General features: G+C 62.2%; 16 protein-coding genes and 2 tRNA genes. 11 read left to right on the top strand and 7 right to left on the bottom strand.

What is annotated here, in order from left to right; all coding sequences use genetic code 11:
• The 6 genes from FGM06_RS03405 (at position 1) to FGM06_RS03375 (ending at position 3,077) form a co-directional block, all read left to right on the top strand.
• Positions 1 to 213 carry a hypothetical protein gene (locus FGM06_RS03405; protein ID WP_144797556.1) on the top strand — a complete coding sequence of 71 codons (213 nt, stop codon included), beginning with the start codon at positions 1 to 3 and terminating at the stop codon, positions 211 to 213.
• Positions 210 to 914: an FAD-dependent thymidylate synthase gene (thyX, locus tag FGM06_RS03400; protein ID WP_144797554.1), complete on the top strand. Its 705-nt coding sequence runs from the start codon at positions 210 to 212 to the stop codon at positions 912 to 914. The genes FGM06_RS03405 and thyX overlap by 4 nt, the downstream gene beginning before the upstream one ends.
• Complete coding sequence (dcd, locus tag FGM06_RS03395; RefSeq protein WP_144797552.1) at positions 911 to 1,468, top strand: dCTP deaminase; 558 nt, start codon at positions 911 to 913, stop codon at positions 1,466 to 1,468. Before thyX ends, dcd begins: the two co-directional genes overlap by 4 nt.
• Positions 1,455 to 1,883: a hypothetical protein gene (locus FGM06_RS03390; protein WP_144797550.1), complete on the top strand. Its 429-nt coding sequence runs from the start codon at positions 1,455 to 1,457 to the stop codon at positions 1,881 to 1,883. Before dcd ends, FGM06_RS03390 begins: the two co-directional genes overlap by 14 nt.
• Before the next feature lie 177 nt (positions 1,884 to 2,060).
• Positions 2,061 to 2,273 carry a hypothetical protein gene (locus tag FGM06_RS03380; protein ID WP_144797546.1) on the top strand — a complete coding sequence of 71 codons (213 nt, stop codon included), beginning with the start codon at positions 2,061 to 2,063 and terminating at the stop codon, positions 2,271 to 2,273.
• 360 nt (positions 2,274 to 2,633) lie between these two features.
• Positions 2,634 to 3,077 (top strand): hypothetical protein, encoded by a 444-nt coding sequence (locus FGM06_RS03375; protein ID WP_206668651.1) that lies wholly within the window; start codon positions 2,634 to 2,636, stop codon positions 3,075 to 3,077.
• A 21-nt stretch (positions 3,078 to 3,098) separates the two neighbouring features.
• Here FGM06_RS03375 and FGM06_RS03370 read toward each other — a convergent pair whose 3' ends face one another.
• From FGM06_RS03370 to FGM06_RS03350, 5 genes are all read right to left on the bottom strand, one after another.
• Positions 3,099 to 4,928 carry a DUF262 domain-containing protein gene (locus FGM06_RS03370; protein WP_144797542.1) on the bottom strand — a complete coding sequence of 610 codons (1,830 nt, stop codon included), beginning with the start codon at positions 4,926 to 4,928 and terminating at the stop codon, positions 3,099 to 3,101.
• A 112-nt stretch (positions 4,929 to 5,040) separates the two neighbouring features.
• Positions 5,041 to 5,283 carry a HalOD1 output domain-containing protein gene (locus FGM06_RS03365; RefSeq protein ID WP_144797540.1) on the bottom strand — a complete coding sequence of 81 codons (243 nt, stop codon included), beginning with the start codon at positions 5,281 to 5,283 and terminating at the stop codon, positions 5,041 to 5,043.
• 121 nt (positions 5,284 to 5,404) lie between these two features.
• The gene (locus FGM06_RS03360) at positions 5,405 to 6,598 is read right to left on the bottom strand and encodes a tyrosine-type recombinase/integrase (RefSeq protein ID WP_144797538.1); all 1,194 of its coding nucleotides are present in this window, start codon (positions 6,596 to 6,598) and stop codon (positions 5,405 to 5,407) included.
• A gap of 183 nt (positions 6,599 to 6,781) precedes the next feature.
• Positions 6,782 to 6,853, bottom strand: a tRNA-Thr gene (locus FGM06_RS03355).
• A gap of 110 nt (positions 6,854 to 6,963) precedes the next feature.
• Positions 6,964 to 7,629 carry a DUF7114 family protein gene (locus FGM06_RS03350; RefSeq protein WP_144797536.1) on the bottom strand — a complete coding sequence of 222 codons (666 nt, stop codon included), beginning with the start codon at positions 7,627 to 7,629 and terminating at the stop codon, positions 6,964 to 6,966.
• Between the two features lie 59 nt (positions 7,630 to 7,688).
• On the opposite strand from FGM06_RS03350, the gene FGM06_RS03345 reads away from it, so the two are divergent.
• The 3 genes from FGM06_RS03345 to FGM06_RS03330 all read left to right on the top strand — a co-directional run bounded on the left by FGM06_RS03345 (position 7,689) and on the right by FGM06_RS03330 (position 9,970).
• Positions 7,689 to 8,402, top strand: coding sequence for an enoyl-CoA hydratase/isomerase family protein (locus tag FGM06_RS03345; protein ID WP_144797534.1), 714 nt, complete (start codon positions 7,689 to 7,691; stop codon positions 8,400 to 8,402).
• Positions 8,403 to 8,490: 88 nt separating this feature from the next.
• Positions 8,491 to 8,561, top strand: a tRNA-Gly gene (locus tag FGM06_RS03340).
• A 242-nt stretch (positions 8,562 to 8,803) separates the two neighbouring features.
• Positions 8,804 to 9,970, top strand: a complete 1,167-nt coding sequence (locus tag FGM06_RS03330; RefSeq protein WP_144797530.1) for an inorganic phosphate transporter — start codon at positions 8,804 to 8,806, stop codon at positions 9,968 to 9,970.
• 27 nt (positions 9,971 to 9,997) lie between these two features.
• Here the strand turns inward: FGM06_RS03330 and FGM06_RS03325 are convergent, their stop codons facing one another.
• Positions 9,998 to 10,678: an undecaprenyl diphosphate synthase family protein gene (locus FGM06_RS03325; RefSeq protein WP_144797528.1), complete on the bottom strand. Its 681-nt coding sequence runs from the start codon at positions 10,676 to 10,678 to the stop codon at positions 9,998 to 10,000.
• Positions 10,679 to 10,760: 82 nt separating this feature from the next.
• Here FGM06_RS03325 and FGM06_RS03320 point away from each other — a divergent pair, with 82 nt between their 5' ends.
• Positions 10,761 to 11,333 (top strand): hypothetical protein, encoded by a 573-nt coding sequence (locus FGM06_RS03320; protein WP_144797526.1) that lies wholly within the window; start codon positions 10,761 to 10,763, stop codon positions 11,331 to 11,333.
• Positions 11,334 to 11,377: 44 nt separating this feature from the next.
• Positions 11,378 to 11,866 carry a DUF5812 family protein gene (locus FGM06_RS03315; protein ID WP_144797524.1) on the top strand — a complete coding sequence of 163 codons (489 nt, stop codon included), beginning with the start codon at positions 11,378 to 11,380 and terminating at the stop codon, positions 11,864 to 11,866.
• 1 nt (position 11,867) lies between these two features.
• On the opposite strand, the gene FGM06_RS03310 is transcribed toward FGM06_RS03315, so the two are convergent.
• Positions 11,868 to 12,272 (bottom strand): hypothetical protein, encoded by a 405-nt coding sequence (locus FGM06_RS03310; RefSeq protein ID WP_144797522.1) that lies wholly within the window; start codon positions 12,270 to 12,272, stop codon positions 11,868 to 11,870.
• Positions 12,273 to 12,278 lie beyond the last annotated feature (6 nt).

Below are 12,278 nucleotides of genomic sequence, written 5' to 3'. Positions count from 1 at the left end.
GTGAGGAGCGACTTCTCCGCTTTTCTGAACCAGAGAGACGCATCTATGAGATACATTACACCTGTTACTCAGGACGAACTTGCATCAATGCTCGCTGACGTTCTCAGCGACGTACTACGAGAGGACTGCCGCATCGAGGGGTTTCAGGAAACTCATCACTTCAATCCCGAGATGACCGAAATCGATCTCAATCTCGTCTACTACCTCGAATGAAAGTCGAACTCAAGACAGAATACAGCACGCCGAACCCCGACGACGTTCCCGTAATGGCCGCCCGTGGCGACTATATGAGCGATTCCCTCGTCGGGAAGACTATCGACGACGCCCTCGAAGGGACGACAAAGACCCAAGAGGAGCTGATTGCCGAACTGCTCCGCCGTGGTCACTTCGGGCCGTTTGAACACATCCAAGCGTTCTTCGCGGTCGAAGGACTCTCCCGCTCGGCTATGGCTCAGGTGACGCGACACCGCCATATGAGCTTCGACGTGCAGAGCCAGCGGTACTGCGACTTCTCCGAGAAGAACATCGTCGTCCCACCGGGCGACAAGAACAACCCCGGAGCCTCCGACGTGGTTCTCGGCCAGTACGACGGCCCGGCTGAGGATTTCACCGGAGCCGACGCCTTTGAGGGGCATTTCCTGAACTCGGTGGAGCTGTATGAACGGCTCATCGAGCAGGGAATGGCGAAGGAGGACGCCCGGTTCATCCTCCCTATTGGCGTGGAGGTTGATCTGACGTTCTCCGCGAATGCTCGGACGCTGATGCACTTCTTCGACCTTCGGAAGAACATGAAGGCCCAATGGGAGGCCCGCGAGTTCGCCACTCAGGTACTCAATGAGTGTAAGGAGTGGTCGCCGCTCGTCTTCACGGCCTACGAGGAAGTCACGAACAACAACTCAATCATCGCCCCATGATTCTCTCTCAACACGATATTCAGCGGTCGATTAGCAACGGCGATCTCGGGGCTGTTCGCGGCGACGGGAAGACTCTCGCCGTCGAGCCTGCCTCGATGGATTTGCACCTCGGGTCGGAGCTTCGGATTCCTGCCGCGACCGGCGTGGTCGAGGTGGACGACGCCGACACTTACCCCGGTCACTACGAAAGAACCAGCGAGCTATCGCTCTCTCCCGGCAAGTTCGCGCTGGCCCATACGGAGGAGAACATTACCGTCCCCGACGACAAGGTAGGAATCCTCCACGGTCGCTCGTCGGTCGGTCGGCTCGGGCTGTTCATCCACAATGCAGGGTTCATCGACCCCGGTTTCCGTGGGCAGATCACGCTCGAACTGTTCAACGCCGCACCGTATCCGATTCGACTCTGCGACGAGATGCGGATTTGCCAGCTCGCGCTTCACGATATGAAGTCGAAGCCTGACGTGGCCTACTCATCTGAGAACGGGAACAAATACAACGACCAGACCGGGCCGACCCCCTCCCGTCTGTACGAAGACTTCGATGAATCGGCTTGAGCAAGTCCACGAGCTTCTGGAACAGACCAAGCTCGGGGAAGAACCCATCAAGAACGGCGTTGCTGGAGACATAGGGACGCTCCAGCAGTTTGTCCCGAAGCCGGAGCCGAACGCTGACGTTCGGATTGCTCGCCACCTGAACGCCCTCCTACAAGAGCTACCGCGTAGTGCGCTCTCCCCGGAGACGGAACACGAACTCTACAATCTCCGCAACGAGTTTGAGGCCGTGGCGAAGGACGCGATCTTCGAGCGGTGTGAAATCGACTCGATGGAGTTGATGAACTTGCAGAGCTACGATGCTCACGACCCGGTTTCCAAAATCCGGTTCAGCATCTCCGAGTCGGAATACAAACACCACGACAACCCGGTTCGGACGGCGAAGCATTGGCTCGCGCGGGCTGTGATGGAGCCTTGACGACACCTGCTATTCCCGAGGACGCAGAGGTTCGAGCGATTACTGACCATAATGGAAACGTCTGCGGCTATCTGTTCGGTCGATACGAACTCCCGTGGCCGCTCATTGAGCAGATCGACCAGCACACTCCGACGACCGGCTATCACGGGGTGAACTACCGCACAAGACCTCTCTCCGATGAGGGCTGAGAACACCTACATCTACTCGTTCTACCTCGGGTTCACGGTTCAGATATTCTTGCTTCTGTTCGTGAAGGTCGCGTTCTACGCGGTGCTGGCTGTTTCGTTCCTGAATGTGCTGGCGACGATGTTCGTCTATCCGTGGTTCTTCGTGTGGATGATGAGGGGAGAGTGGTCGGTTCCTCTCCGGTTTTTGGAGCCGCCTCAGTAGCCCGTCAAGACTCAAATAAGTATCTTTAAGTCATATAGTACCGTCTGGTACTATACGACGAAACATCCGAATGAACGCGGGTGTGGCCGCTAACGCGGGCGAAATATCTAACTTAGATATATACTCTAAGTAGTTAGCTACTCAGAGTTCTACTCTAAGTGTTCTACCACATCGAGGGTTTTTCAGTAAACTAAGACAGTACCAAGTAGAACACTCTAAGTTATACAGTCAGATTCAGACAGAGGTAGAAATCAGAGGAGGTGAGATGGGGGATGGGACTTCTTAGTTTTTGTAGCCAAGGGGTTTTCACACCTTCAGGTAGAACGTCAAATTATGTCGTCAGACCAACCGGATGGCGTAATGACGCTCGAACTTTCGGGAGAACAGGGACTTCACGCCTTCAATCAATTCATCGAGGAGGCCGGGTTTGCTGATTCAGTCGAAAACATCAGGGTGACAATCGAGGCCGATTCCCCGATAGATTTGACTCAATACATCACGGGCGAGGCAATCGAGCCAAGAGAAACGGACGAGCCGGAGGTAGTTACCTTTGAGGAAGGCTCTCGGACTCGAAAGCTCGCTGAATTTCTATACGAACATAACGGTGAGGAGTGGCACACGACGACTGAGATCAGGGGAAAACTGCCCGAGGATTCGGAGATAGACCCGGATGACGTGAGCCAAATTCTGTGGGAATTATCGGAGCGTGGTGTAGTGGAGAAGCAACCTCACGATGGGGATGGTCGGAAGAAGGAATATCGTCTGAACGATCTCGGAACGCGCTCTATTTCGCAACTGAACTAATCCGGTAGATTTGCTCCCTCTCTAATTCGTATCGTGTGCTTCGCGTAGTTCGTCACAGACTTCGAGCAGATGCTCCCGAATCAGTTGTTCGCGCTGTTCCACGAACTCGGGGAAGTTCTCTAATTCGTAGAGCGACCCATCATCCGATTCCGGGATATAGTGGCGCTCTTTGTATTCCTCAGTCTGTGAGGTGAGCCAATTAGCGAAGTCGCTACTGTGTTTAGACAGGTTCTCGTCGTCACGAAGGAACTGGAGATTCCCCACGCGGTGCATCAAGTCCGCGTACTCATCTTCGACCTGACTCTGTGGGAAGATGTGGTCGGCTTCATAGCTATGTCCGGGGTCAGCAGACTCGGGGAACCTGAGCAGATGGAGAAGGAACTCCCCACGTTGCGTATTGTACGTCGCTTCATCGAAGATGCTGTCAATATCGTCGTGTGAGAGGTAGACAGATTCTCCGTAGCTCGTTCTTAGCCGTTCGTCGATGCGGTCTATCGGGAAGCGAACCTCATCGGTGTCGTCTATCTCGTCTCGTACCGCCTCGGCAATTTGGGCGGACGACAGCCGGGACAGCCGTTTGAGCTTGGCCGCACACAACCAGTAGAGAACGTCCCGTCGAGCATCGTGGCCTTGGGCACTATTCCAGCCTAACGCGGGGCTGTCGTGTTTGTAGAGGAAGTAGATGGCAGGAGCCGAGAGCAGGGGACTGTGGACGTGCGAGATCGTAATATCGTAGCCCCGCATCAGGTTCACGAACTCCTCCAGACTGTTCCTGAATCGGTCTGTTAGCCAGACTTCCTTCATCCGCTCAAGGTTCTCCGCGCTGAAGTTCGAGAGTCGATACTGAACTTCCATACCGGAGCAGGTCAACAGGGCGCGGAGGACGAAGTTCGTCGTGAACGGCTCATTCCCACCGGGAACATCACGGTTCAGTCGATCTCGCAGTTTAGGGACGGCCTCTCTTGCGACGATGAAAGGCTCCTCCTGTTGCCACTCCGACGTTGCGAGGGATAGTAGAATTTCGTGGTGTTGGAGCTGTGTACCGCCCTGATTGATGCGGATGAATATGTCTAAGATGCGGTCGTGGTCTTCGGTGTCGTCGGTGAAGAAGTTGAGATGATCGCGGTCGTGAACGTTCGTCCAGAGACTATTGAGATTCTGTTTCGCCCACTTCTTGTATTCTCTGACCCGTTCGGCGCTGAGTTCGGGGTCTTCTTCTATGAGGTGTTGTTCGATCTCGTCTTCGACCTCGAACAGATAGTTGTTAAAGTCGTTCTCGTCGCGGTATTGGAGTATATCGCCAACGGAATACCAGTAGTGTTCTGCGTCGTTCTCGGGGTGTGGCTTCTTAAATTCGAGATGATACCGACGACCGATTCCTTCGGTAATCCGATTCGGGTTCGAGAGAAGATTCAGATAGAGTTTCTTGCGAACCCACGAGCTGACCTCATCCCGGCGGGCGTTGAATTTCCGCTCACAGAAGCTTCCATTGAGTCCGATATTGAGCGCGGTCAGCCGTTGCTGGCCGTCGATAACGAGGTTCGTTGTTGGAGGGAGCGCCCCGTCTAAGTCTTCGCTCCACTTCGGGTTGTGGTGATTTACGTCGTCAATTTCTCGGGGGTAGTTCGGTTCCTCGATGTAGTCGCTGACGAACTTGTATTTGATTTCGCTCTGCGCCCGGTCATCTCGGACTTTCCAGAGTAGCAGAGAGCCGATGGGGTAGTCGCGGAGAATAGAGTCGAACAGATCGAGAATTTGGTCGGTATCCCATACGAACTCTCGCTGGATTGCAGGAATCAGATACGTGCTGTTTAGTTCCGGTATAACATCCGAGATAGTCTTCGGCTCCATACTACCGACTTAATTTGTGCTATACACATAACAGTACGCAAGATGCGAGCGCAGATGTCGCGCAAGGGTTCCCGCCAAGCCCGTACTTCACTAATCGGTTGACCGCAGGCTTTCAATTAGTGGCTTCGATGGCTATCTCCGAATCGGCGGTCACAGTTACCTGATACCCCTCATAGTGAAAGATCACTTCTCCACTATCCATTGATTCTATCAAACACACTAATGCATCACAATCTACTGTTGACCCAATCGGTGGGAGTTCGGCTTCATCTTTCGACTCTCTATCAGCAATACGCCCCACTATCTCCTCAACTATGCCCCCGTATTCCGGTTCACCCGAAAATATGTCTCCCATAATAGGGTGCTAATGGCTAACAGTCAGTAAAGATTAGGTGTCTCAAATACGGTCGAATCCAGCGATAGAGTGCCGTATTCTGTTACCCACATCTTCAAAATAAGATTTCAACGGCATCTGCTCACCAGATTTGTTCGACCGCGCTCCCTCGGGTGTCCGAGTCCGAGTGGAGATACTTCATCGTCGTCGTCACGCTCTTGTGCCGGAGCTGTTCCTTCGCGTGGTGCGGGCCGACGTGGTTCGCCCAATACGTTGCGACCCCGTGGCGGATGCTGTACCACGAGAGGTCTTCCTTCTGGTTCTCGGGAATCGGGACGTTCCCCGACTCAATGATTCGATCAAGGAGGCCGTTACACGAATCGGAGTTGTACGGGCGGGCTTTCTGCGTGAGCCACAGCTCGTCCCGACCGTCGTACTTCTCCATCGTCGCCCGCTCGTCTATCCAGCGTTCGAGCGCCTTCGCCGTGCGCTTCTGAATCGCGCAGTTCCAATGGCCCTCGTTCTTCGTGGACTCGTCCTTCGGGATATTCAGCTCGTTATCTTGGAGGTTCACCCACGACACCTTGGCGCGACCGACCTCGATGGGTCGAAGCCCTGTATCGAGAGTCGCGGCGATCATCGAGGGGTACTTCCACGAGTTTGCCCGCTTGAACTCCTCCGCCCCGACCTTCGACTTGGGGACTTGGAGCCGCTGAGAGACGTAGGACTTCAACTCCTGTCGTTCCTCCGGGGTGCAGGAGTAGTAGCTCTTGACCGACGAGTGCTGGAGCGCGGCTTGATACAGCGGCTCGAACGCGGCCCGGCGGAGGTAGTCTCGTTCGTCGCCGTTCGACTGAGAGAGTTCTATGTCGGGTTCCCAATCGTAGTCCTTCCCCTGAACGTGGTTACAGTAGCGGAAGTACCGGCGAATATCCTTCGCGTGGTGAAGCACCGTGCTGTCGATCATCGAGTCGCTTTGATTCAACAGCGAGATGAACTTCTCCGCGTGTTCGGGCGTGAACTTGGTGGTGTATTGGCCCTCGTACTTCCATAGCCACCGGAAGACGGTTTCGAGCTTGTAGTGCGTGGACTCCAGCGTGGTGGGGGCCAGCCCTTCGTGCTTGTCGGGGTTCTTCCCGTAGTTGCCGAGCCACGTCAGGACTTCCTCTTTGAAATCGCGGTAGTCCTGAACCATGTTGAGGCCGAACGCTTCGAGGTCTTCGCGCGACCGTTGGCTCACGAGTGGGAAGCCGAACTCGATGGGTTTGGGCGCGGGTGGTATATCCTCGGATGCCGCGCTCATTTCCATCTGGTCGAGGGGGTCGTCGCGGTTCATCGTCCGGCCCCCACCCCGAGAATACGCGCTTCTCGGGGGTTCTGTTTTATAGTGTCCTGACAGTTCTCGGAATCGCAAGACGGCGTGGGGGTGGCCGTTTGTGGGTAGAGTGCTTTCTTGGGGTACATTGATTCGCTCCCAAGAAGCACGCAAAGTGGGAATACAGGCCGTGTAGCCCGTGAAAGCCTGAGGCGGGATTTGAACCCGCGCTCTCGTCCTTACCAAGGACGCGCTTTACCGCTAAGCTACCCAGGCACGCAATCAGTCGTTGACCGGATTCGACTTTATGGGTTTCGATCCGCCGCCGCCTCCCCCCGATCCGGCTGCCCCGCGGTGGCGCGACCGGGCGCTCGTCGATCGGACGCTCACCGGTCCGTCGCGCTCACGGCGCGGTCGGAGATGTCCGCGATCCGGTCGGCGGTCGCGTCCGGGAGCGCGCGCCCCGGCGGCGGGAACTCGTCGTCGTAATCGGCCGCCAGCTCCCGGGCGTACGTCAGCAGCTCCTCGGGCGGGTCGCCGCCGACCGCCGTGGTGCCGGCGACGACCGCCAGCTCGAGGGCGTCGACCTCCAGGTTCCGGTCGAGCGCGGCCGCCGCCGCGGGGTCGGTCCCCTCGCGGTCGCGGAGGGTCTGGTCCCGGCCGAACGCGCGCACGACCTCGACCGCGGCGGTGGCGGCGTCGGTACACGCCAGCAGCGAGAAGCCGCGCGAGACGAGCACGTCGGCCGTGAGCACGTCCATGTCCGCGTCGATGTCGGTCTCGCGCGTGGGCGCGGTCAGCCACGGCTCGTCGTGGGCCACGGTGCGGGTGAGCCGGAGCCCCTCGTAGATGAGCTGTACGCCCGCCGCCCGGTCGACGACCCCGTCGAGGCGCACGTCTGGGTCGACCGCCCGGGCCGTGACGAGCGCCAGCACACCGGGCGTCACGGCGGCGTCCAGAATACGGCTCTCGAGGGCCTCGCGCAGCCGCTCGGGCTCGACGTCCGCGAGCGCCTCGTGAGCGGCCTCACGCGCTCGCGCGGCATCGTCCATTACCGCGATGTAGTCGAGCGAAGGGCAAAGACCTTTGGAAACGACCGGGATACGAGGCCGTGATCCACACCAGCACCGACGGCCGCGTCCGCGTCGTCACGATCGACCGCCCGGAGCGACGAAACGCGCTTCGTCCCGAGGACCTGGACGCGCTCCGCAGCGCCGTCTCCGACGCCGAGACGTCCGTCACCTACCTCCGCGGCGCCGGAGACGCCTTCTGCGCCGGCGCCGACCTCGACGCCGTCGCGGCCCTCGACACGGCCGCCGACTCGGAGGACGCGGCGTCGTTCGCCCGACGGGGACAGCGCACCGCCGCCGCGATCGAAGGTGCGGACACGGTCGTCGTCTGCGGGATCGACGGCGCGGCCCGCGGCGGCGGGGTCGAGATGGCGCTCGCGGCCGACGTCCGGGTCGCCACGCCCGCGGCGACGTTCGCCGAGCCGGGCGTCGATTTCGGGCTCTTCGGCGCGTGGGGCGGCACGGTCCGCCTCCCGCGGGTGATGCGCGAGGGCGACGCCCTGGAGTTCGCGCTCTCGGGCCGCGTCCTCGACGCCGACGAAGCGCTCCGGACTGGACTCGTCTCCCGGGTCGTCGACGACCCCCGCGCGGTCGCCGACGAGATCGCGGACGGGAAGCCGGACGCGCTGCGCACCGTGAAGCGCCGGGTGCGCGACCGGCGGGACGACGCGACGCAGGCGGACGCGGAGGCCGAGGCGTTCGCCGCCCTCGTCCGGTCGCACGGCGCGGAGATCGCGGCGTCGCGGAGGGAGTGAGCCGCGCGAGCGAAGCGGTCCGACCCCGGCGCCGTCCCGATGTGACAGGTTTAAGTGAACCTCCGACCAACCATTAAGTGCGAAGCACGCACCGGTAGTGTAGTGGTATCACGCAACCTTGCCATGGTTGCAACCCGAGTTCAAATCTCGGCCGGTGCACTCCTTGCAGTCGTGCACCGCCCTGACTCCCCGCTCGCGCTGTCGCCGGCGCTACGCGCCGGCTGCAAGAGGGACCGGAGGTCCCTCCCTGCTCGCGGGGAGTCTCGGCCAGTGCATTTCTCGAACTGACTTCCGTCGGTAGCGTCCAGCTCGTTCGACCGCTGATCAAACCGCGAGAACATCCCGTTATCGTCGGCGCGAACCTGTTCGCTTAACCGGGCGTGTGTCGTTGTAGCGAGTATATGGTTGAGGTCTTACTTCTCGTCGGATTCGTGGTCGCGGCGTTCGTCGGGTACAACATCGGTGGCGCCACGACCGGTCCGGCCTTCGGGCCGGCCGTCGGGTCGGGAGTGCTCTCGAAGTCGGGTGCGGCGGCGCTGATGTCGATCTTCTTCTTCGTCGGCGCCGGGACGCTCGGGCAGCGCGTCGTGACGACGCTCGGAGAGGACCTCGTCACCGGCGGCAACGTGTTCACGCTTGAGACGAGCATCGTGGTCCTCTTTTTCATCGGCGGCGCGCTGTTCGTCGGGAACTTCGCCGGCGTCCCGGCGTCGACGTCGATGACGGCGGTCGGGGCGATCGCGGGGCTCGGGCTCGCGACGGGCACCCTCGACCGGGCGGTGATGGGCGAGATCGCCATCTGGTGGATCGTCGCGCCGATCATCGGCTTCTGGGTGTCGGGCGTCGTGGGACGCTACTTCTACCCGGCAATCGACAGCTGGGTGGCGATAGACAGCACGGAGGGGGCGCTGTTCGAGTTCGACCGGTCCGGGCCGATCCCGAAGCCGGTTCCGGGCCCGAACACCACTCGACGCGAGCTCGTTGGCGGCTTCGTTGTCATCGCCATCGGCTGTCTGATGGCGTTCTCGTCGGGTACCTCGAACATCGCGAACGCGATCGCGCCGCTCGTCGCGCTCGATAACGTCGAGATGACGCCGATGATCCTGCTCGGGAGCGCCGCCGTCGCGGTCGGCGCGTTCACGATCGCCCGGCGGACGCTCGACACGCTCGGCAACGACATCACCGACCTCCCGCTGACCGCGGCGATCGTCGTCGCCTGCGTCTCCTCCGGGATCGTCATCAGCCTCTCGGCGGTCGGGATCCCGGCGTCGTTCGTCATCATCGCGACGATGTCGATCGTCGGGCTCGGCTGGGGGCGCGCGACGCGGACCGTCACGGTGCGGCAGGGGATCCGCGGCGAGAAGGAGCCGAAGGTGTCCGTCGGCGCGCTGAAGGCGGACGAGACGGGGCCGATCGGCGAGGGCGACCCGACCGACATCCCCTCGGCGTCGGACCTGTTCAACCCGAGCACCAGCGCGCGCGTCGTCCTGATGCAGAACGTCGTCCCGATCCTCTCGACGGTCGGGGCGCTCGTCACGTTCACGGTCCTGTTCCGCTTCGTCTGGTAGCCGTCGAACCAGCCGCTCTCGGACGTCCTACCGACCGAACCGTCGCTGCCGGTCCTGGAAGTCGAGCACCGCGCGCAGGTAGTCCCGCCTCCTGAAGTCGCGCCAGTTCACGTCGGTGAAGTAGAGCTCGGCGTACACCGACTGCCAGATCGCGAAGTCGGAGAGCCGCTCCGCGCCCGTCTTGATCACGAGGTCCGGCTCCTCCGGGAACACGAGCCGGTCGGCGACGTCGTCGGCGTCGATCGCCGCCGGATCGAGCGCTCCGGCGTCGACGTCGCTCGCTATCTCGCGGACCGCGGCCGCGAACTCCGCCTTCCCACCGAGTCCGACGGTGATCCTGATCGGGGCGTCGCCGTCGGCGGTTCCGTCGTCGGCGCCCCCTCCGTCGCCGTCCGCGCTCCCCGCCTCTCGGTCGACGCTCCTCTCCACGTCGGCGTCGTCCGGCCCGCGAACGACGAACGGGGCGGGCGCGTCGAGCCGGCGGAGCTCGCGCGCGAGCGTCGGGACCACGGACTCGTCGAGCACCGACACCGAGACGGTGACGCGCTCGGCGCCGTACTCCAGCGCCCATCCGAGCGCCTCGGCGAGGGTGTCGAACGCGCCGTCGACGAGGAGGTCCCGTTCGGTGATGACGATCGCGACGTGCTCGGGAGGGTCCCCGTCGTGGAGTCGGTGGCGGACGGCGAGGTACGCGTCGTACAGGCCCACGGGAGACGATTCCGTCGCGGGAATTTAAAAGCTCGCGTCCGCCGACGAGGGGTTTAATTCGGCGTCGGCCCTAGCCGAGGCGATGGCAGACAGCTACCGCGGGGTGTTCGGCGCGATCCCCTACGCGATCCGGCACACCGAGTCGTGGACCATGCGCGTGTACGGGGTCGTCGGCGCGCTCGCGGCCGGGCTGATCGCGACCGTCGTCACCCTCGCGCTCGTCGTCTGGATGGCGGAGACGGCCGACGTGCAGGGCGGCACGTTCCTGTTCTCGCGGTCGCTGTACGTGATCGCCGGCTTCGCCGCGGTCGCGCCGCTGCTCGCGCCGCTTCTGTTCGTCGCGCGCCGCCACCGCCGCGGCGACCCCGTCCGGTCGGGGTACGACCGGAAGATGGCGTACGGCGGTTTCCTCTTCCTCCTGTCGCTGTACGTCGGCCTGGTGATCTCCGCGCCGGCGGCGCTCCGGGACCCGACCGAGTCCGCCGTCGTCGGCGCCCTCTACGCGCTCCCGCAACCGGTCGGCGTCGTTCCCCCGGTCGCCGCCGCGGTCGTCGTGTTCGCGATCCACTACCGTCTCCGCGTGACCGACGACGCGGGCGCCGCGGAGACGGTCGACGATCCCGCGGCCGACGAGCCCACAGTCGACGACGACTGACGCGGCTCGAAACCCGGAAAAGGGTCGGTCGCCTATCTCGCCCAATGACCGACGAGCCGACGGATACGGACGAAAAAGAGAGCACGTTCCTCGTCACGCACGTCGAGAGCGACTCGGCGGTGCTGAAGGACGTCCACGACGGACAGGTCCACACCCTGAGCTCGAACCCGGGCCTCGACGTCGACGACGCGGTGGAGGCGACCGTCGCCCCCGACCCCCCGATGGAGGTCACGTACCGGGTGATCGAGGTGGCGGCGCGCCGACCACTCTCGATCGAGGAGAGCGAGGAGCCCCCGACCGTCCACGAGCGCGAGCTCGCGGCGGAGACGCCGACGGGGGAGCTCGCCCGCGAGCCCCGCGCCGGCGAGGGCGAGGTCCACGTGCTGACGCCGCCCGAGCCGGACACCGAGGACGCGGTCGCCGACGTGATCGAGGACCGCGAAGCGACGCTCTCTCGGGCGGCTCGGCTCGGAGTGAACCGCGTCGAGATCCGGTCGGAGCCGGGGGTCGTCAGCGTCCGCTACATGCCCTGACTCATCCGGCCTCGGTGTTCGAACCCGACGGACCGGCCGCGCTCTGGACCCGCCAGCCGCCGTCGACGTCGCCGTCGCGCGTCTCGTAGTCGACGGTCGTCTCGCTCGTCACGACCGCGGTGTCGACGGTATCGCCGCGAGTGCCGTCGAGGCCGTCGCCGCGAGTCTCGTCGGCGTCGTCGCCACCGCCGCCGGCCTCGATCCGCTCCACGCGGAACGGCACGTCGAGGCTGTCCCCGCAGCAGCCGACGTCGACGAACTCCTCGCGGACGTCGCCGACGGCGACCTCGTCCATGACCCGGGCGAAGTACGACCGATAGCGGTCCGTCTCGACCTGATCGCGTCCCCAGTCGCTGAGCCCCTCGGGGTACGAGAGGACGACGCGGGCGGCCTCAGGCGCATCCATGGGTGA

The organism is Halorubrum depositum (assembly GCF_007671725.1).
Taxonomy (GTDB): Archaea; Halobacteriota; Halobacteria; order Halobacteriales; family Haloferacaceae; genus Halorubrum; species Halorubrum depositum.
This window is presented reverse-complemented; position numbering and strand designations above follow the sequence as displayed.

Bases quoted from the DNA above. Each gene is read 5' to 3' on its own strand.
- FGM06_RS03320 (WP_144797526.1), top strand. From the start codon at position 10,761: ATGGCAGACAGCTACCGCGGGGTGTTCGGCGCGATCCCCTACGCGATC.
- FGM06_RS03380 (WP_144797546.1), top strand. From the start codon at position 2,061: ATGAGGGCTGAGAACACCTACATCTACTCGTTCTACCTCGGGTTCACG.
- FGM06_RS03330 (WP_144797530.1), top strand. From the start codon at position 8,804: ATGGTTGAGGTCTTACTTCTCGTCGGATTCGTGGTCGCGGCGTTCGTC.
- dcd (WP_144797552.1), top strand. From the start codon at position 911: ATGATTCTCTCTCAACACGATATTCAGCGGTCGATTAGCAACGGCGAT.
- FGM06_RS03315 (WP_144797524.1), top strand. From the start codon at position 11,378: ATGACCGACGAGCCGACGGATACGGACGAAAAAGAGAGCACGTTCCTC.
- FGM06_RS03375 (WP_206668651.1), top strand. From the start codon at position 2,634: ATGACGCTCGAACTTTCGGGAGAACAGGGACTTCACGCCTTCAATCAA.
- FGM06_RS03370 (WP_144797542.1), bottom strand. From the start codon at position 4,928: ATGGAGCCGAAGACTATCTCGGATGTTATACCGGAACTAAACAGCACG.
- thyX (WP_144797554.1), top strand. From the start codon at position 210: ATGAAAGTCGAACTCAAGACAGAATACAGCACGCCGAACCCCGACGAC.
- FGM06_RS03390 (WP_144797550.1), top strand. From the start codon at position 1,455: ATGAATCGGCTTGAGCAAGTCCACGAGCTTCTGGAACAGACCAAGCTC.
- FGM06_RS03310 (WP_144797522.1), bottom strand. From the start codon at position 12,272: ATGGATGCGCCTGAGGCCGCCCGCGTCGTCCTCTCGTACCCCGAGGGG.
- FGM06_RS03360 (WP_144797538.1), bottom strand. From the start codon at position 6,598: ATGAACCGCGACGACCCCCTCGACCAGATGGAAATGAGCGCGGCATCC.
- FGM06_RS03350 (WP_144797536.1), bottom strand. From the start codon at position 7,629: ATGGACGATGCCGCGCGAGCGCGTGAGGCCGCTCACGAGGCGCTCGCG.
- FGM06_RS03365 (WP_144797540.1), bottom strand. From the start codon at position 5,283: ATGGGAGACATATTTTCGGGTGAACCGGAATACGGGGGCATAGTTGAG.